Annotated in this window: 15 protein-coding genes; 9 read left to right on the forward strand and 6 right to left on the reverse strand. The window is 67.9% G+C overall.

Going from position 1 to position 17,009, the window contains the following annotated elements:
• Nucleotides 1–48 precede the first annotated feature (48 nt).
• The 3 genes from FGD71_RS32025 (at nucleotide 49) to FGD71_RS32035 (ending at nucleotide 1,636) form a co-directional block, all read left to right on the forward strand.
• Nucleotides 49–312, forward strand: a complete 264-nt coding sequence (locus FGD71_RS32025) for a hypothetical protein (protein ID WP_140935996.1) — start codon at nucleotides 49–51, stop codon at nucleotides 310–312.
• Between the two features lie 39 nt (nucleotides 313–351).
• A complete protein-coding gene (locus FGD71_RS32030; RefSeq protein WP_140935997.1) occupies nucleotides 352–714 on the forward strand; it encodes a hypothetical protein in 363 nt (120 codons plus the stop codon).
• 163 nt (nucleotides 715–877) lie between these two features.
• Nucleotides 878–1,636 (forward strand): tachylectin-related carbohydrate-binding protein, encoded by a 759-nt coding sequence (locus FGD71_RS32035; protein ID WP_162931285.1) that lies wholly within the window; start codon nucleotides 878–880, stop codon nucleotides 1,634–1,636.
• A gap of 108 nt (nucleotides 1,637–1,744) precedes the next feature.
• On the opposite strand, the gene FGD71_RS32040 is transcribed toward FGD71_RS32035, so the two are convergent.
• Nucleotides 1,745–3,406, reverse strand: coding sequence for an asparagine synthase-related protein (locus FGD71_RS32040; protein ID WP_140935998.1), 1,662 nt, complete (start codon nucleotides 3,404–3,406; stop codon nucleotides 1,745–1,747).
• Nucleotides 3,407–3,895: 489 nt separating this feature from the next.
• On the opposite strand from FGD71_RS32040, the gene FGD71_RS32045 reads away from it, so the two are divergent.
• On the forward strand, nucleotides 3,896–4,549 hold the full coding sequence (locus FGD71_RS32045; RefSeq protein WP_119104049.1) for an acyltransferase: 654 nt from the start codon (nucleotides 3,896–3,898) through the stop codon (nucleotides 4,547–4,549).
• 45 nt (nucleotides 4,550–4,594) lie between these two features.
• On the opposite strand, the gene FGD71_RS32050 is transcribed toward FGD71_RS32045, so the two are convergent.
• Both FGD71_RS32050 and FGD71_RS32055 read right to left on the reverse strand, forming a co-directional pair.
• Nucleotides 4,595–5,902, reverse strand: coding sequence for a nucleotide sugar dehydrogenase (locus FGD71_RS32050; RefSeq protein WP_119104050.1), 1,308 nt, complete (start codon nucleotides 5,900–5,902; stop codon nucleotides 4,595–4,597).
• Nucleotides 5,903–5,939: 37 nt separating this feature from the next.
• The gene (locus FGD71_RS32055) at nucleotides 5,940–7,517 is read right to left on the reverse strand and encodes a glycosyltransferase family 4 protein (RefSeq protein ID WP_119104051.1); all 1,578 of its coding nucleotides are present in this window, start codon (nucleotides 7,515–7,517) and stop codon (nucleotides 5,940–5,942) included.
• A 315-nt stretch (nucleotides 7,518–7,832) separates the two neighbouring features.
• On the opposite strand from FGD71_RS32055, the gene FGD71_RS32060 reads away from it, so the two are divergent.
• Genes FGD71_RS32060 through FGD71_RS32075 form a run of 4 tightly spaced genes read left to right on the forward strand, consistent with a single transcriptional unit; the run spans nucleotide 7,833 to nucleotide 11,586 of the window.
• Complete coding sequence (locus tag FGD71_RS32060) at nucleotides 7,833–9,083, forward strand: glycosyltransferase (RefSeq protein WP_240436874.1); 1,251 nt, start codon at nucleotides 7,833–7,835, stop codon at nucleotides 9,081–9,083.
• Nucleotides 9,084–9,096: 13 nt separating this feature from the next.
• Complete coding sequence (locus FGD71_RS32065; protein ID WP_140935999.1) at nucleotides 9,097–9,612, forward strand: hypothetical protein; 516 nt, start codon at nucleotides 9,097–9,099, stop codon at nucleotides 9,610–9,612.
• 10 nt (nucleotides 9,613–9,622) lie between these two features.
• Nucleotides 9,623–10,969 (forward strand): glycosyltransferase, encoded by a 1,347-nt coding sequence (locus FGD71_RS32070; protein WP_119104053.1) that lies wholly within the window; start codon nucleotides 9,623–9,625, stop codon nucleotides 10,967–10,969.
• Nucleotides 10,966–11,586 carry a hypothetical protein gene (locus FGD71_RS32075; protein ID WP_119104054.1) on the forward strand — a complete coding sequence of 207 codons (621 nt, stop codon included), beginning with the start codon at nucleotides 10,966–10,968 and terminating at the stop codon, nucleotides 11,584–11,586. The genes FGD71_RS32070 and FGD71_RS32075 overlap by 4 nt, the downstream gene beginning before the upstream one ends.
• 48 nt (nucleotides 11,587–11,634) lie before the next feature.
• On the opposite strand, the gene FGD71_RS32080 is transcribed toward FGD71_RS32075, so the two are convergent.
• Nucleotides 11,635–12,114: a hypothetical protein gene (locus FGD71_RS32080; RefSeq protein ID WP_119104055.1), complete on the reverse strand. Its 480-nt coding sequence runs from the start codon at nucleotides 12,112–12,114 to the stop codon at nucleotides 11,635–11,637.
• 44 nt (nucleotides 12,115–12,158) lie between these two features.
• Nucleotides 12,159–14,237 carry a N,N-dimethylformamidase beta subunit family domain-containing protein gene (locus FGD71_RS32085; protein ID WP_119104056.1) on the reverse strand — a complete coding sequence of 693 codons (2,079 nt, stop codon included), beginning with the start codon at nucleotides 14,235–14,237 and terminating at the stop codon, nucleotides 12,159–12,161.
• A gap of 269 nt (nucleotides 14,238–14,506) precedes the next feature.
• On the opposite strand from FGD71_RS32085, the gene FGD71_RS32090 reads away from it, so the two are divergent.
• Nucleotides 14,507–15,979, forward strand: coding sequence for a glycosyltransferase family 2 protein (locus FGD71_RS32090; RefSeq protein WP_162931286.1), 1,473 nt, complete (start codon nucleotides 14,507–14,509; stop codon nucleotides 15,977–15,979).
• A 41-nt stretch (nucleotides 15,980–16,020) separates the two neighbouring features.
• Here FGD71_RS32090 and FGD71_RS32095 read toward each other — a convergent pair whose 3' ends face one another.
• Nucleotides 16,021–16,947, reverse strand: coding sequence for a class I SAM-dependent methyltransferase (locus FGD71_RS32095; protein WP_119104058.1), 927 nt, complete (start codon nucleotides 16,945–16,947; stop codon nucleotides 16,021–16,023).
• Nucleotides 16,948–17,009: the final 62 nt, after the last annotated feature.

A 17,009-nucleotide genomic window follows, 5' to 3' on the forward strand; every position in this document is an offset into this window, starting at 1 on the left:
TGCGCAATGCTGGGCAGCACGCAGGCCTGTGTCACGGCGCGATCAGCCATGGACGTGACTTCCCTCCAATACACCCTCACCAATAGTGGCGAGGCCGCCGCGAGCTACACCATCTCGTACCTGGACGTGGACGGTGGTCCCGAAGGGAACCCGCGCACGGTCTCGGTGGGGCCCGGGGAGACTGTCATCGGCTATTTCTCCGGTGAACTCCAGCACTGTTTCACTCTCCAGATCTGCCCGGAGTCGGGCGGTGACTGCGTGGTCCTCGGACCCGTATGTGCCGAATACACATCCGGTTGGATGATGTACTGAAGTCAGGAACGTTGTCCTCACGGACAGAAAAGGATGGGCATGCGAAGAACCGCTGTACTCGCGTTCACCCTTCTCGTCACCGCGCTGGCTGCCCCGCCCGCCCATGCCGGCGAGACGGTCTGCAATCAGGACGGGGTGGCCAGCCTGTGTGCCACCGCGGAGCCCGTCATGGATGTGACGGGCATCAATTACGACGTAGGGCAACTGGACGGTCCGGGCAGTTATCAAATTCACTACGTGGATTTGAACAACGGCTTCACCTCCACTCCGCAGAACATCGGCCCGCTGTTTCACGGGCAACACCTGTTCGGCTCCATGTTCGGCGAACTGGAGCACTGCTTCCAGGTGATTCTGACCAGTGCCGCCGGCACCGACCTCCAGGTGGGACCGGTCTGCCCCTGACGAGTCGGCGATCCCCAACAGCATCTCGGAGGTTCGGATGTCCAACAGCAGCGGAACAAGACGCCTTTCCAGAGCCCTGAGCTGTGCTCTGGCGGCAGTGCTCCTCACCTTGACGGCTCCCCTGGAATCCGCCCACGCCGCCACCACCTGCACAACGCCGGCAGTGAGCAACTACCACGTGGACGGCAACGGCCAGCTGCGACGCTGGAGCCACAGCGGCCCGCTGACCGGCAGCGCCACGTGGTACCAGTCGGTGATCGATCCGACGTGGGGCGGCATCACCACCTTCTCCGGTGGTGACGGAGTTCTCTTCACCATCTCCGGCTCAGGCGCTCTGCGGTGGCACAAGGACAACAACTACAACGGCACCGGAGGGCCCAGCTGGCACCCCAACAGCGGGGCCACGATCGGCTCCGGCTGGTCGGGGTTCAGCCGGGTCATGGGTGGCGGGGACGGCACGATCTATGCGGTCGCCCCGGACGGAAAACTGTACTGGTACCGCTACTTGGGCACGGCCGGCGAGGTCAACTGGGTGTCGTCCCAAGGACGTCTGATCGGCACCGGCTGGGGCGGCTTCCAGCGCATCGCGCCCAGCGGGAAAGGCGTCCTGTACGGCGTCACGTCCGGCGGTGACCTGCGCTGGTATCGCCACCTGGACCCGCTCGGCGGCAATCCCACGTGGGCCAACGGCGGCACCGGGACAACGGTCGGAATCGGGTGGGCGGGATTCACCAGGCTCGCCTCCTTCGGGGCCGGCATCCTGCTCGCCCGGAACAGCACGGGCACACTCTTCTGGTACCGCCACCTGGACCCGCTGGGGGGCTCGTTCAACTGGGCCAACGACGGAGAGGGAACGTCCCAGGGCACCGGCTGGAACAACAGCCAGATCCTGGCCGACGTAACCGGTTGCAGAGAGACCTGAGTTCCAGGACGGAAGCGTGGAGGGCGGGCCAGTCCGCTCGGCCTCCACGACGACAAACGGTCCACCGAGGCAGCTCGGTGGACCGTTTTCCGCTGTCGGGCGTTGGCCTCAGCCCCGTTCCGGAGCCGCGGCATCCGACGTCCCCCGGCGGCGGGGTACGCGCAGCCTGGCGCGCCAGCTCGGCGAGGTGGTGGAGGCGCTCGAGGCGGTGGCGGTGGTCGAAGTGATCGAGGAGGTCGGGGTGGTCAGGGTCGGCGTGGTCGAGGAGGCGAGGGCCGGCGGGGTGGTCGAGGAGGCCGGGGCGGGCGGCCGGAGGGCCGACTCCGCGATGGCCAGGGCCGCGAACTGACGGAGTGGCGCGGCATCCGCCGGTTTGGGGCAGCCCTCCTCGCAGCGCTGGACGACCTCGCGAAGGGCGTCCGCTTCCATGAGCCCCGTCAGCGGACCACCGGCATGGTCGAGCATCTTCCGGATCTCCGGAACACCGTCGCCGTCCCAGATGCGGGCCGCGGTGGAACGCGACGACGGGCCCGAGGCAAACGGCACATCGGCCCATTCCGGCACCAGCCGCTTCAGCAGGTCCATGTGAATGCGCCGGTCGCGGTGGTCCGTCGCCCTCATGGCGAAGGCGGCCTGCACGAACTCCCTTGTGGTGAAGGGCGTGATGAGCCCGACGCTGTAGGCGGACGTGCACCAGCGGCGCATGCGTTCCATCATGTAGGCGTAGTCGAGGATCTGGTACCCCTCGACGCCGAGAGCGGCGGCCTTTCCGGTGAGGTGCGCGCCCAGTTCCCGCTGGCGTTCCCCGACCAGCGGGCTCTGCACATCGGCGGGTACCTCTTTGGAGAGGCACTTGGTCACGAGGGGTTCCATCCGGGCGGCGGTCGGCGTGCCGTCCAGGGTCTTCGGGTACCAGTACGCGGTGGCGATCTCGCCCCCCGCCCCGCTGAACACGGGCTCCCCCTGCTTCTTGGTCAACTGCGCGGGGCGAGCGCCGCGTTCGAGGTAGCTCGACGGGAACTGGTGGTCGTAGTAGTTCTGCAGCCGCAGCACCCGGTGCGGGAGGCTTTCGGTGTGCACGGTGCGTGATTCCGCGACCCGGACGAAGCGGTGCTCGACCTCGATGCCGCGGTGCTTCATCAGCAGGTCGGTGAGCGACCGCGCGACGTCGCCCTCGGTGGGGTGATCAATGTTGGTCGAGAACTTCGGCAGGACACCGGCGGCGATCAGCGCGGCGGCGATCAGACGGGAGTCCTTGCCGCCGGACAGGCCGAGGGCCACCGGACCGTCCCGGAGCGCCGCGGCACTCGCGGCGACTCGTGTGAAACCGTCGGCAGCCTCGTCCAGTGCCGCGTGTTCACCGCCCTGACGGCCGACGCCTTCGGCGACGAAGTCGTCGAGGCTGGTGCGCTGATGATGTGTCAGGTTCCATGTCCCGTCCGGCCGCTTCTCACCCGTCAGCCGTTCTCCGGGTGCGAGCAGGCGGACCCCGTGGACCGGCGACGAGGTCCCGCCGAAGTGACCGGAGGCCACGTAGTGCGACCACCCCGTCTCGTCCGGCCGTACGGGGTCTCCGAAGAACGCGGGAAGCAGCGTGGGCCGGTTGGAGAGGGCGACGACGCCCTGCGAGGAGTACTCGAAGACCCGGGCCATGCCGAGCCAGTCCTGTTGCAGTGCGAACCGAGGTGACCTGCGGTCCAGAGCGAGCAGGGCGAACGGTGGCACGACCTCGGTATGGATCTCCTGCCCCTGGAGAAGCCGGCCTGCCATGGCGTGGGGGGTGGATCCGCCGGGAGCCCCGATCGGAACACCGAGCGAAACAGCTGCCGAATGTTCCGTCTCGTGGAACAGGGGCCAGCGCCACCCGTTGAGCTCGGCGTGAGCGAGATGGACACCCCATCCGTCGCCCTCCACCCGGTGGTGTGACCAGCCTTCAGGAATGAGCGGTGTCTGATACTCCTGGAGGCGACGCAACGCGGCCTGCTGCTCGCCGTCGCTCTGACACCGGTCCCGCGAGAACCAGGCAAAAAAGATCCACATCAGCGCGCTCTCATGGTCGCAATCCCTCAACTCACCGGCTCGACCGAGGCCCGCTGCAACAGGGGGCCGACAAAGGGCCGACGAGCTCTTCAACAGGAGAACAGGAACCGGTCACACGGGTCACCGCATGCTGGGCCCCTTCACCCGGACGGCTTCGCCGAGCCGCCCTCGGCGGACGCGTCCCCGCACCCGGCCCGCGGCTCGGTCGTTCCACAGCGCATGAAGCAGAACAGTGAGGCGGCGCCGACGCCGGTCCGGGTCGCTCCCGGCGCACAGATCGACGAGACGGCCGTGCTGGGCCCCGGCACCGCGGTGTGGGAACTCGCCCAGATCCGGGAGAAGGCCGTGCTCGGCGAGAACTGCGTGGTGGGGCGGGGCTCCTACGTCGGCCCCGGCGTGCACATCGGCGACCGGGTCAAGATTCAGAACCAAGCGCTGGTCTACGAGCCCGCCGAGCTCGGCGACGGCGTCTTCGTCGGCCCCGCGGTCGTACTGACCAACGACCACAACCCGCGCTCGGTCGACCCCGAAGGCCAGCTCAAGCGCGGTGGCGACTGGCAGCCCGTGGGGGTCACGGTCGCCGAGGGCGCATCGCTCGGCGCGCGCTCGGTCTGCGTGGCCCCCGTTCGGGTCGGCCGCTGGGCGATGGTCGCCGCCGGTGCCGTGGTCACCCGGGACGTACCGGACTTCGCGCTCGTCGCCGGCGTCCCGGCCCGCCGGATCGGCTGGGTGGGACGCGCGGGCGAGCGGTTGCGCGAACTCCCGGGCCCGGCCGGGATCTGGGAGTGCCCGCGCACCCGCGTTCTGCACGCCGAGAAGGACGGCGTCCTCACGGAGGTCCCACCGCCGCCCGCGCCCAGGCCGGCCGCCTGACGCGACGGGTCGCCCCTCCCCGTCCACCGTGGTGTGGAGAGGACATCAGGCCCGGTGGGCCGTCCGTGACGGCGAACCCAGCACGATCACCTCGGCCCCGGCCCACCTGCCGGGGTCGGTGATCCGCCGCCCGTCGACCACGACCCGAACGCCGGGGACCTGGTCGGTGCCGAGCTCCCGGTATTCCTCATGGTCGGCCTGGACGACGGCGGCGGTGACACGCTGACCTGTGTGCGGCGGCAGCCCGAGCGCCGTCAGCTCCTCGGCGGAGTACAGCGGATCCGACACGTACGGCTGCGCCCCGCGCGCCCGCAGCGCATCGACGACCGGGAACACCCCCGAGAACGCCGTCTCCTTGACGCCGCCTCGATAGGCCGCACCGAGCACGAGCACTCCGGTGCCGGTCAGTTCGCCGTACGCCTCCTCGAGGCGCCGCACCGCGTACTCGGGCATTGCGGCATTGGCCTCGCGGGCCGCCCGGACGACCGTCGCCTCCGGGTCATTCCACAGGTACATCCGCGGATAGACGGGGATGCAGTGGCCGCCGACGGCGATGCCGGGCCGGTGAATGTGACTGAACGGCTGCGAGTTGCAGGCGTCGATCACCAGGTCCACATCGACGCCGATACCGTCCGCGAACCGAGCGAACTGGTTCGCGAGCCCGATGTTCACGTCCCGGTAGGTGGTTTCGGCGAGCTTGGCGAGCTCCGCCGCCTCCGCCGATCCCAGGTCCCAGACCCCGTTGGGCCGCGGCAGGTCGTCGCGCGCGTCGAAGTCGAGGACCGACTCGTAGAACTCCACCCCTCGACGGCCGGACGCCTTGTCGAAGCCGCCGACGAGCTTCGGATAGCGGCGCAGGTCCGCGAACACGCGTCCGGTCAGCACCCGTTCGGGGCTGAAGACCAGGGCGAAGTCCCGGCCCGCGGTCAGTCCGCTGCCCTCTTCCAGCATCGGCGCCCAGCGTCGGCGCGTCGTCCCCACCGGCAGCGTCGTCTCGTACGACACGAGCGTGCCGGGCCGCAGCCCGCGCGCCACCGCCCGTGTCGCCGCGTCCATCCAGCCGAAGTCGGGGACGCCCTCGGCGTCGACGTAGAGCGGGACGACGATCACCACCGCCTCGGCCTGCGCGACCGCCGCGGTGGTGTCGGTGGTGGCCCGCAGCCGCCCCTCGGCGACCGCCTTCTTCAGCTTCTCGCCGAGGAGTGCCTCGCCCGGGAAGGGCTCCACCCCGTCGTTGACGAGGCGTACGACGTGTTCGTCCACGTCCGCGCCCGTGACATGGTGGCCGCCGGCCGCGAACTGCACGGCCAGCGGCAGTCCGATCTTGCCGAGCGCCACGACACAGATCTGCATGGTTGTTCTCCTTCGAAGACGCTGCGATGTGCCGTGGTCACCGACTCATCGGAGGGGCCGTCATCTCGGTGTGGTCGGCACGGACACGCTGCGGGAACCGTGGCGTGTCGGGGACCAGCTCGCTGTAGACCTGATCCAGTACTTCGGCCTGCGCCTCCCAGGTCCAGGCGTCCAGCAGTCCCGGCTTGTCGTACGCGGCCCGGTAGCGTGCGCTGTCGGCCAGCACCGCCCGTACGGCCCGTGCGTAGTCCTCGACGTCCTCGGCGCGGAAGACCTCGCCCTGGCCCGTCTCGTGCACCGTGCGGGCCATGGTCTCCACGTCGCTGACGACGACGGGCAGCCGGGCGTGCGAGTACTCGAAGAACTTGGTGATGAGGGCGAGCTCGTGGTTGGGCCAGTGATGGATCGGGATGGCTCCCACGTCCGCGGACGACAGGAAGTGCGGGACCTGCCAGTGGTCCACGTATCCCAGCACATGCAGCCGGTCCCCGGCTCCCAGCGCCGCGGCCCGGGCCAGCAGCTTCCGGATGGCTGCCGCCTCCGGATTGGGGACGACGAGCGCCGCATGGACCGAGGGCAGCCGGGGCAGGGCCTCGACCATGGTGGCCAGCCCGCGCTGCGGCGATGCGGCACCGCTGTACACGACCAGCGGTACGTCGGGATCGAGTCCGCACTGCTCGCGCAGCGACGGCAGCGGTTCGTCCGATGTCTCCTGGAGCGGGCGCATACTGGGCGCGTTGAGCACCACGGTGGGCTTCCGCGCCAGACGGTGTGTCCTCTGCAGCAGCTTGGCGAGGCTGTCGGAGACGGTGATGGCGGCATCGGCGTACGGGGCGTACTCGCGCTCATGGTCGATATGCGCCGGTTTCCAGCGCTCGTTGTCGACCCACGGCTTGATCCCCGGCAGGAACTCGTGGGCGTCCCAGACGAGTTTCACTGGGCGCCCTTTGGCGAGCGCACGCGTTTTGGCGTGTGCGCCCACTCCGATGACACGGAAGTCATTCGCGTGGATCAGATCGGCCTTCAGTTTGTCGACCACTGGGCCGTAGGCGATTTCGAAATCCCAGAGCGCCGGCCAGAGCGTTCGCCAGCTGCGTCTGCCCCGGATCTTCCGGCATGCGGACGTCACCAGCCGGTCGAGGGGTGTGTCGCATCGCCGTCGGGAGCTGACCCGCTTGATGAGCTGCCGATGGCGGAAGGCCACCCAGCGGCTCATGCCTTTCGCCGCCACGCGTGGTGCGAGGAGCCCGATCCGACGCAGCCCGGCCCACAGTGCGCGGAAGCCGCCCTCCTGCTGAGCGAGTGTCAGGGAGGCACGCCTGATGCTGAGGTCGACGCGCCAGGCCTTCACCTTCTGCGCACGGTACGCGGCCTCCGGTCGCCCCAGCTGATACGCGAACGGGTACCGGATGCCAAAGCCGCGCAGAGGATGCCGGGTTCGGTCCAGTCGGGTCGGCACCGGGACGAGCATCGCCCGCGCCTGTCCGATCTTCCACTTGTGGATCTTCCTGTCCGGTGACCGGCCGAGGAGCACCACGTCCCATCCGGCCTCGGCTGCCGAGTGGGCGGCCTTCTGAACACGGGAGTCCCCCTTGATCCCGTTGCAGACGAGCATCACCACCTTTCCCCGTCGACTGGGCTCTTCGCCCGTCTGGTCGGGTCCCACAGATCGCCTCCCGTGAAGTCGGACCTCGCGTATCCGCTACAACGAAATCCGCTCGACGCGGCTACGTGTGCGGTGGCTGAGGTACCCACATGGACTCCCAGTAAATACCAACAAAACACGTGAAATAGGTGTATAGGTAGTCGAACTATTCACCTTTGGGTGGGAGATTCACCCTCCCGCCCAACCCGCCACCCACCACGAATCGTTGGCCACCGAGGAGACCCGCCCACGACAAGGCCGGCGCCCAGTGAAGGACACGAACGAGTGCGCGAACCCCTGATCAAGGACGTGGCCATCGTCACTCCCTGGTATCCGACCACCCAACAGCCTTTTGCCGGTTCCTTCGTCGAGGCCATGGTGGAGGCGACGGCTCCCGGCTGCGACCGCGTCAGCGTGTACCACTGCGACGGATGGGGCTGGGGCAATCCCGATCAGGGGCGGCACAGCGAGATCACGCGAGCCCACCAACGACTTCTGCCGCTGGCCGCGCGGCCCCGCCCCACGGTCGGTGGCGCCCAGGTGACCTATGTGCCCGCCGTGTACCGGCACAGGCGAGGCCCGCGCCACTGGGGTGAGCAGGCCATGGCCCACCGTGACTGCCTGAGGGCCGCCCTGGGCGGCCGGCCGATCGACGCTCCGGTCATCCACGCCCACGTCGGGCTGCGCGGCGGATGGGTCGCACTGGAGAACGCACGGGCCGACGCCAGGGTGTTCGTCACCGAGCACGCGACCTTCGTCGAGAAGGTGCTGGAAGACCCGCAAGGGCGCGAGCTGTACGGCGAAGTGCTCGAACGGTGCGCCGGGTTCTTCGTCGTCGGGGAGAAAGTGCGCCAACCCATCGCGCAGGCCTTCCCGCAGCATGCCGACCGCATCGGCATCATCCCCAACGCCATCGCGTTCGGCACTCCGCGCACCGACCCCGTCACGCGGCTGCACCGCTGGCTGTACGTCGGCCTTCTCATCGAACGCAAGGGCGTCGCGCTGCTGCTCGACGCCTTCGCCCGCTGTCGCGCCGAGGAGCCCGAACTGACCCTCACCGTGGTCGGGGACGGTGTCCTTCGGGACGCGCTACAGAAACAGGCCGCGGAGCTGGGAGTGAGCGATGCCGTCACCTTCACCGGAGCGGTGACACCGGCCGAGACTCAACGGCTGATGCGCGAACACGACCTCTTGGTGCACCCCAGCCGCCTCGAGACCTTCGGCATGACCGTCGTCGAGGCGATCGCCGCGGGACTGCCCGTTCTGGTGACGCGCAGCGGAGGCCCTCAAGAGGTACTGGCCGGGATCGAGGACGTCGCCGGGCAGCTCATCGACGTGAACGATGATCCCGAGACCATCGCCGAGGGTTACCGGCTCCTGAGCGCCCGCTTCCCCCACTCGCTGGACCTGCCGCACGCCCGGCGCCACCTGAAGGAGCGCTGTGGGCACGATGCCGTGGCCCGAATCCATCACGCCCTCTGGTTCCCCGACCGGCCCTCCGCCGTCCCGTCGCACGCCACTCTTCCCGGTACGTGAGGTGACCGAGCCCATGCGAGTCGTCTTCCTGGCGTTGCAGGCCACCCGCCGTCACGCCGTCACCAGCGAGTCCGCCGAGGTCGTCGCCGGCGGCGGGCGAGCCGTCGTGATCGTGGAGAACACGAAGGCATGGAAGGAGGAGACCTTCGCCCCGGGGGTGGAGGTCGTGGAGCTGTCCCGGCTGGAACTGCGCCATCCGCCAAGGCTGTTGGAGTGGCTGCTGCTCTTCAGGGGTCCCCGTGTCGTGGCCGCACTGCTCGGTCGTGGGCCCCTGCGTCCCTTCGTGCGCCGTGCCGAGCGCGCATACGAGCGCCGGGTCGCGCTCCCGCTGCACCGCAGGGTCTTCACCCCGGCCTACCGCAAGGTCTGCGGCGACGCACGACAGCGTCTGATCGGATCACTGGTCCGGCGCAGTTCGCCCGAGGTGATTGTGCTGGCCGACTCGGCGGGGCTGTCGTACGCCTCCTCTCTCCTCGACGGCGCATCCGTTCCTGCCCCCCGCATGGCCTACAGCCTCCGTCACAGCTGAGAGGGTTCCGATGGTCTTCGCCCGCGCCCGCAGGCCCCGCGCGCTGTACCTCGCCTACTACTTCCCACCGTCCCGCGCCAGCGGCGTCTACCGCGCGCGTGCGACCGCCAACTATCTGGCGCGCCGTGACTGGGACGTGACAGTGTTCGCCTGTCCGATGGACTTCCTGGACAAGGTCATCGGATCCAAGGACGAGGAGTTGCTCGGCACCCTCGACCCACGGATCCGCATCGAGCGTCCCCCGCTGAACCAGTACGTCTGGCAGCGGGACGCGCGCGACTTCGGTCCGCTGCGCAGGACGTTCCCGCACACCGCGCAGAAGGGCTACGCCTGGACGCAGCGGCGGCTGTTCCCCGAGCACTACGCGTCCTGGTCCTTCGCATCCGTCAGGCGCGCCCTCGCTCTGCACATGCGGCGCCGCTTCGACGTCGTCGTCGCCACCGGCAACCCGTTCTCCTCGTTCGCGGCCGCCTGGCTCTTCCGGCGCATCACTGGGGTTCCGTACGTGCTCGACTACCGGGACTCCTGGACGCTGAACCAGTTCACGGACGAACTCGCCCGTCCCGAAGGGGATCCCGTGCACACCTGGGAGCGCCGGGTGACGGGCGGCGCCGCGGAGGTGGTGTTCGTCAACGAGGCGATGCGGGCCTGGCACGCCGAGCGCCATCCCCATGCCGCGGACCGGATGACCGTGGTGCCGAACGCCTGGGACGCCGATCTGCTCGACCTGCCGCCGCTGGACCTCTCCGTTCCGGCCGCGCCCCGCCCGATCCGGTTCACCTTCCTCGGCACGGTCACCGCCGTCCAGCCCGTCGAGGAGATGCTGTCGGCATTCCGTATGGTGCGCAGGCATGCGGACTTCAGCGATGCGGAGCTGCACATCCATGGCCACCTGGGCTTCTTCAAGGGGGCCGATGCCGCACTGCGGGGCCGGCTCCAGTCGGACGCGGACGACGGCCGCGACTCGGGAGTCCGGCTGTGTGGCCCGGTGCCCAAGACCGAGGTGGCCGACGTCTACCGGGAGAGCGACGTGCTGGTCTTCCTCACCGGCGGGGCACGCTATGTGACCTCGGGGAAGATCTTCGAGTACATGGCCACCGGCCGTCCGATCGTCTCCGTGCACGGCCCCGGCATCGCCGCGGAGGAGGTGCTCGACGGCTACCCCCTCTGGTTCAACGCGAACAGCCTGGATCCCTCCGCGCTGGCGGACACGATGATCTCGGCGGCGAAGGCCGCTCGTGATCTCTCGCCCGAGGAACATCTGTCGGCCCGACGGCATGCGGACACCTACGAGCGCGATGTCGTGCTCGCGCCCTTCGAAACCCGTCTGCGCACCCTGGCGAGGAGAAGTTCATGACCCTGGTCGACGAGGCCGCGAAAGACACACCGGGTACGGAGGGGACGCCGCCGCACGTGGTCATCCTTTCCTACGCCGATCCCGTGCCTCAGCGCGTTCTCGCCTACGCCCTGTACCTGCTACGGCGCGGGGTCCCGGTCGACCTCGTCACGCCGACGGCGCCGTCTTCCCCCACCTCCGCGACGTTTCCGCACTTCCGGGTGTGGGAGATGAAGTCCGTGGAGGAGCGGCACCCGGTCAAGTGGCTGCAGTACACGGTGGTGCACCGGCTTCCGTCGGGCGTGCTGAACCGCGTCCGGCGTGTGGCGCGCCGCGTGCCGGGGGGCGGACCTGTTCTGCGGGCGGAGCGACTGGCACGACGGACCCACCGTCGGGTCGCCGACCTGGTCGACCGGCGGCTGTTCTGGCCGGTCTACGACCACGTACGGCCGTTGGTGCTGGCCCGGGCCTCACGGCGCGCACTGGCGTCCATCGACTTCGACGCGGTCGACCGCGTGGTGTTCACGGACACACCGGCGGAGCACCTTGCATGGAAACTGGCTCAGCGTCACCCGGAAACCGTTGTCGACGGCAGACTCGACCGGGAGCCTTACGCGCATCTGGAGCAGATTCGCTGAGACAGGACGAGTGGGCTCATGGCCGCGTGGTACGCGGCCATGAACTCATCACCAGTCGGATGAAGATTCCGCGCACACCGGTCCGAGGGTCATGCAGGTCACGTCCGCTTCCTTGCCGCTGGTCCGAGGGCCCGTCATCTCCTTGCCGGCCGACACCGGGCACACCTGCAGAGTGAAACAGTGCAGAAGGTCGCCGTAGAAATAGTCGCTGACGGATTCCCCCGCTTCCACCGACACAGTGACCGTGCCGGGATTGGGGCCGCCGTCTACATCCAGGCATGACACGGAGTAGGTCCGGGGCGCGTCCCCGTGATTCTTGATGGTGTACTGAATGCCGCATACATCCTGGATCTGCCGCACCTCGACGCAGGCTTCCGTGCTGCCCATTGTTTCGCAGGAGCCCGGCGCCGACTCCTCGTTTCTCGTGTTCTCCGTGGGCATCGCGTGAGCGGTGGGGGCGGGGACGGTCAGGGTAACGGCTGCCGTTGCGGCGCCGACCAGAACCGTGCGGCGTGAGATCTCCTGCATACATCTCTCCAGCTGTCAGAGAAGGGTCTTCTTACCGTGGTCGCCTAAGCCACCGCCGCCGTGAGCACATTGAGCATGATTCTGCGCATCGCCGCGTCGAAGGGCAGGCCGCCGTTGAAGGAGAGGGAGCTGGCCGAGAACACCCAACCGCCGTTGGGCTTGGGTACGTACATCATGTCGGCTCCGGCCCCGGGGTTGAGGCCTTGGGCGATGAGTACCGCTCCTGGAGTCGAAGCGTCGTCGATGTCGATTTCCCAGCCGCTGGCCGAGGCGTTGTAGGCCACACTGCCGAAGGTGCTTCCCACGCTGAGACCGGTTCCCGTCAGGAAGGCGTGGTTGTTCTGGACCTCGTACGGCGCGAAGGTCATGTACGACGGTGAGTAGAACGACACCTCCAGGATTTGCGATTCGGGCTGGCCGTCTTCCCGGAAGAGATCACGTGTGCCGTCGGCTCTGCGGAAAACGACCGCCGAACGGTCCCCGTTGTACTCCACCTTTTCGTAAATGCCGTTCCCCCCGGTGTAGATGAGGCGGCCGCCGGCGTTCTGGAAGTTGACCACGTTCTGTCGCATGGTCTCGGTGAAGTACTCCGGGTGGGTGGTCAGCACCAGCGCCTTGTAGCTGGGCAACCACTGATCTCCGGTCGCGTCCAGGTCGTTGTCGGCGTAGCAGTCGAAGGAGAAGCCCGCCGAGGTCATCCAACGCGTCAGTAGCAGGTCGCTGTAGAGCAGGTGGTCCAGGAAGCCGGTGGCCGACACGAAGTTCTGGTTCCGGTCGACTCCCATACCGGGACGCTCAAGGGTAACGGTGCGCTGTGTGCCTAGCTGACCGCCCGTGTACTGGTTGTGGCCTCCCCAGAAGTTGTAGGCGTTGTACGTGTTGGTGGGGACCAGGACAGCGATGTCCTGCTGTGGTGAGGACGGCCGCACGACGAAGGGCACATTCTGTGTGCCGCCGAAAGGAGACCGCAGTTGTGAGGCATAGATCCCCGAAGTCCAGTTCGAGGCGACGGACACGGAGAAGGAGGGGTTCCAGCCACACCCGGCGCTGCGGTACCCGCTCTGCAGGAACTGGAACTGTCCGCCACGGGAGACGGGCGAGGTGACCTGGACCGGGTCACCGCTGGCGGGAGCGAGACGCAGAGTGGCCGAGGTGTACGAGGAAAAGGTGGTGGACACGTGGATACTCAGGCTCGAGTTCTGCGGCGTGGACACGGAGCCCGGATACCCCTGGAGCGCCGCCGAACCCTGATTGGTGAAGCCACTCCCCACCCGAACGCCTTCGCCGTTGTTGACCCACTGGACGCCGCTGGTGTTGATGGTCTCGGAGTTGAGCAGGCGATACCACAGGAGTTCGGTGTCCGCTCCGGGCGGATTGGACGCGCTCAGTCTGACCCGGTAGATGGTGCCGGAGCCATTGGAGAGGATCTGTTTCTGGTATCCCCCCAGAATGCGCAGGTCGATTCCTCTGCCGCTGTTAGCCCAGACCGAAGACCCGTTGGTTCCCAGGTAGCGGTACCAGTTCAGGGCGCCGCCCTGCCTCGATGCGAAAATGACTCCGTTCGGATCCGCGAGCAGATAGTTGAACGACTTCCAGCCCCTGCCGATCTGGGCCCCGGAGCCCGACGCCCAGCTGGACGATCCGTTATTGGCGGTGTATCGGTACCAAAACATGTTCCCGCTGCCGTCAACTCCGTAGAGGACGTTGTTCCAGCCGCCAAGGAGGCGTGGGAATCTGTTCCAGCCGTGACCGATCTTACTCCCGCTCGCGGAATGCCAACTTCCGGCGCCCGTACTGCTGTTGTTCAGGATGTACCGGTACCAGATCAGATCCCCGTTCGGCTGGAAGGCGAAGATCTGTCCGTCGGCGGCAGCCAGGACGTAGCGAAACTGCTGCCACTTGGTGCCGATGAGCCGACCGGTGCCGGCATTTGCCCAAGAGGATGAACCAGTGCTCCATCCCGTATTGCGGTACCAGTAGAGGTTGCCGTCGGACTGAATCGCGTAAATAATCCCGTTGCCGCCGGGCACCAATTGCAAGAAGCGCTGTTGAGGGTCGTACGCCATGTCTCTTGATGCCCATTCTGTCAACCGTCGTGGACGCGATTGTGGGTGACCGGTCATTCATGCTCAAGAACCAACACGGCGCGACGGGCTTGTGGGTATTTCTGCTTTATCGGCTATCTCTTACGGTAGTTGTGGCGCAGTCCGGCGGACGACGCGTCATCGGTGGAGGCGAAGCAGATATGCCGGGGCCGTAGCCATCACTCCGCATTCCTCGTTCAAAAGGCGGGGGTGTCGAGAGGAGACAGCAGGACATGTTCACCGCGCGCAGTGCGAAGCGGAGGGTCAGGCGCGGAAAGCGTGGCGCGGCCCTCTCCTGCGATGTCAGCGTGATCGTTCCGGTCTACAACGCCATGCCGTACCTCACCGAGTGCCTGGACTCACTCGTGGGGCAGTCCATCGACCGGGCGCGGATGGAGGTCATCGCCGTCGACGACGGTTCCACGGACGGCGGTGAGAAGGAGCTGGAGCGGTACGCGTCCCTGCATCCCGGACTGTTCAGGGTGATCCACCAGCCCAACTCCGGTGGTCCGGCGAGCCCTTGCAACCGCGGGCTGGAGCAGGCCGCCGGTCGCTATGTCCTCTTCCTCGGCGCGGACGACTACCTGGGCCCCGAGGCGCTGGAACGGATGGTGGACAGCGCCGACGCCAACGAGTCCGATGTGGTGTACGTCAGGATGGTGGGCGTCGGTGGCAGGGAGGTGCACCAGGGCGTCTTCGCCAGAACCCGGGCGGAAGTGCCGCTGGACGACTGGCGGATCTGCTGGGCCCTGTCCAACACCAAGCTCTTCCGCCGCTCCCTCGTCGAGGAGCACGGGCTGCGTTTCTCCGAGACGCTGACGGCCTTCAGCGATCAGCCGTTCACCCTCGAAGCGCTGTTCCGGGCTCGTCGCATCTGCGTGCTCGGCGACTACGACTACTACTTCTCGGTGCGCAGGGACGACCTGAGCAACATCACCCTCCGATCCCGGCATCTGGAGCGGCTGCGGGGCCTGACGGCCGCGATGGCCGTCACCGAGCGATTCACCGAACCGGGCAGCAAGTGCCGCGCCAACATGAACGTGCGGCACTTCCACTGGGAGGCCGAGCAGCTGCTGCGCGCCAACTTCCTGGAGCTCGAGGAAAGTACGCAGCAGGAGATCTTCGAAGGACTGCGGGCCCTGGTGGACCGGTACCTCGACGAGGGGGTCGAAGAGCGGCTGCAGGTGCGTCGCCGGGTGCGGCTCGCGCACGTACGCGCGGGGGACCTGGTGGGACTGCGGGCGGCCATCGCCGAGGAGGACGACCAGGGGCGGGTTCCGCTCACGGCCCGGGGCGACCGTGTGTACGCGGACTACTCCGCCTTCCGTGAGCCGGAGCGCACACTGCCCGACAGCGTCTTCGACGTCACGAAATGGGCCAGGCAACGGGCCTCCCAGCAGCGCTTGGAGATCCGCTCACTGGTCGCGGTGGGAAAGCCAAGGCCGCTCGGACTCAGGATGCGGGCAGTGAGCTCCCTCGACGACCTCGCTGACCTGGCCGACCAGAACGTCGCCTCGGTCACCGTCGACGAGGCGCCGGCAGGGACCCGCATCCGGCTCCAGGCGTTGGGGGACGGCGCGGGGACCGAGATCGACGTGGAACTGCCCTTGGCCGTACCGGAGTTCGGCCGGGCGCTGACGCTGCGGATCCGTATCGCCGGTGTCGAGCGCACGGCCAGGTCGGCCGACGAGCTGGGGCGCCGGGTCGTGTCCGCCTTCCTCGTCCGGCTACGCAGTGGTGTGGCGCGGCGGTTGCGACGGCTGATCCGGGCGGTGGGGTGACTGACGCGCACAGGTCGTGGCGGGGCGCGCGGCCTCGCACCTCAGCCCCGGGCGCGGCATGCCTTGCGCAGCGCCCGGGTGACGACCGGCGGCAGCAGGTCGACGGCGATCCGGCGCGCCAGCGAGCCGCTCTTCGGTGCCCCGGCAGCGGTGGAGGACAGGACACGTGCCGGGCTGTACACGCGCCTGGGGTGACACGAGGTGACCAGGTCGGGTGCCGGGATCTTCCCGCGTGAGGCGCGGATGACGTCGTGGCCGGCGATCTCCTGAATCCCCGGTACGCACTTGGGGATGGTCCGCAGCTCCGTCAGCAGCGCTTCCCTCAGCGGTGCGGGATCGCCCCAGGTGCCGTAGAGCTTGTTGGACGACAGCATGACGGGGCGCAGGCCGTGGCAGAACACCGCTTCCCAGCTCGCGGCGGCGACACCGGGGGTGTGTTCGGTGCGGTAGTCGTCGAGGACGAGGATGCCGTCCTCGCGCAGTGCTTTCTTCGCTGTCAGGATGTCGCCGCGTACGTCGTCGTACATGTGCGAGGCGTCGATGTGGACGAAGCGGCACGAGTCCTCTTCGATCAGCGAGGCCAGCACATCGGTGCGGCCCTCGACCACGTCCGGCAGCGTGTCGTTGAAAGCCAGGTAGTTGGCCTCGAAGGCGCGGCGGGTCAGGGACCTTTGGTAGAAGGCCTTGGTCGCCTCCTTGGTGTAGCCGTCCTCGGCGCCGAAGAGGTCGCAGACGGTCAGCTTCTCGCCGTCCCGCAGGAACGCTCCCATGACGATGGTGCTCTTGCCGAGGTAGCAGCCCATCTCGAGGAGGTCGCCCGGGGGATTGAGCGGGGTGCGGTGTCCCAGGAACCAGGCGAAGAGGTGCTGGTCGAGTGGCCAGAACCAGCCCGGTACCTCCTCCAGGGAGCTTGGCCTGGGCAGTTCGCTGTCGCGGCTGGTGGTTGCCTCGTCACGCGTGATGGTCATGGTCGTGATCTCCGTCAGGATCGGGGAAGGGGGAGGGGGAGAGGTAGGGGGTAAGAGGAGGG

The sequence above is a fragment of the Streptomyces sporangiiformans genome, from assembly GCF_005768555.2.
In the GTDB taxonomy this organism is placed as follows: Bacteria; Actinomycetota; Actinomycetes; order Streptomycetales; family Streptomycetaceae; genus Streptomyces; species Streptomyces sporangiiformans.

Bases quoted from the DNA above. Each gene is read 5' to 3' on its own strand.
- FGD71_RS32025 (WP_140935996.1), top strand. From the start codon at position 49: ATGGACGTGACTTCCCTCCAATACACCCTCACCAATAGTGGCGAGGCC.
- FGD71_RS32075 (WP_119104054.1), top strand. From the start codon at position 10,966: ATGACCCTGGTCGACGAGGCCGCGAAAGACACACCGGGTACGGAGGGG.
- FGD71_RS32045 (WP_119104049.1), top strand. From the start codon at position 3,896: ATGAAGCAGAACAGTGAGGCGGCGCCGACGCCGGTCCGGGTCGCTCCC.
- FGD71_RS32065 (WP_140935999.1), top strand. From the start codon at position 9,097: ATGCGAGTCGTCTTCCTGGCGTTGCAGGCCACCCGCCGTCACGCCGTC.
- FGD71_RS32080 (WP_119104055.1), bottom strand. From the start codon at position 12,114: ATGCAGGAGATCTCACGCCGCACGGTTCTGGTCGGCGCCGCAACGGCA.
- FGD71_RS32050 (WP_119104050.1), bottom strand. From the start codon at position 5,902: ATGCAGATCTGTGTCGTGGCGCTCGGCAAGATCGGACTGCCGCTGGCC.
- FGD71_RS32040 (WP_140935998.1), bottom strand. From the start codon at position 3,406: ATGGCAGGCCGGCTTCTCCAGGGGCAGGAGATCCATACCGAGGTCGTG.
- FGD71_RS32055 (WP_119104051.1), bottom strand. From the start codon at position 7,517: ATGCTCGTCTGCAACGGGATCAAGGGGGACTCCCGTGTTCAGAAGGCC.
- FGD71_RS32095 (WP_119104058.1), bottom strand. From the start codon at position 16,947: ATGACCATCACGCGTGACGAGGCAACCACCAGCCGCGACAGCGAACTG.
- FGD71_RS32085 (WP_119104056.1), bottom strand. From the start codon at position 14,237: ATGACCGGTCACCCACAATCGCGTCCACGACGGTTGACAGAATGGGCA.
- FGD71_RS32030 (WP_140935997.1), top strand. From the start codon at position 352: ATGCGAAGAACCGCTGTACTCGCGTTCACCCTTCTCGTCACCGCGCTG.
- FGD71_RS32070 (WP_119104053.1), top strand. From the start codon at position 9,623: ATGGTCTTCGCCCGCGCCCGCAGGCCCCGCGCGCTGTACCTCGCCTAC.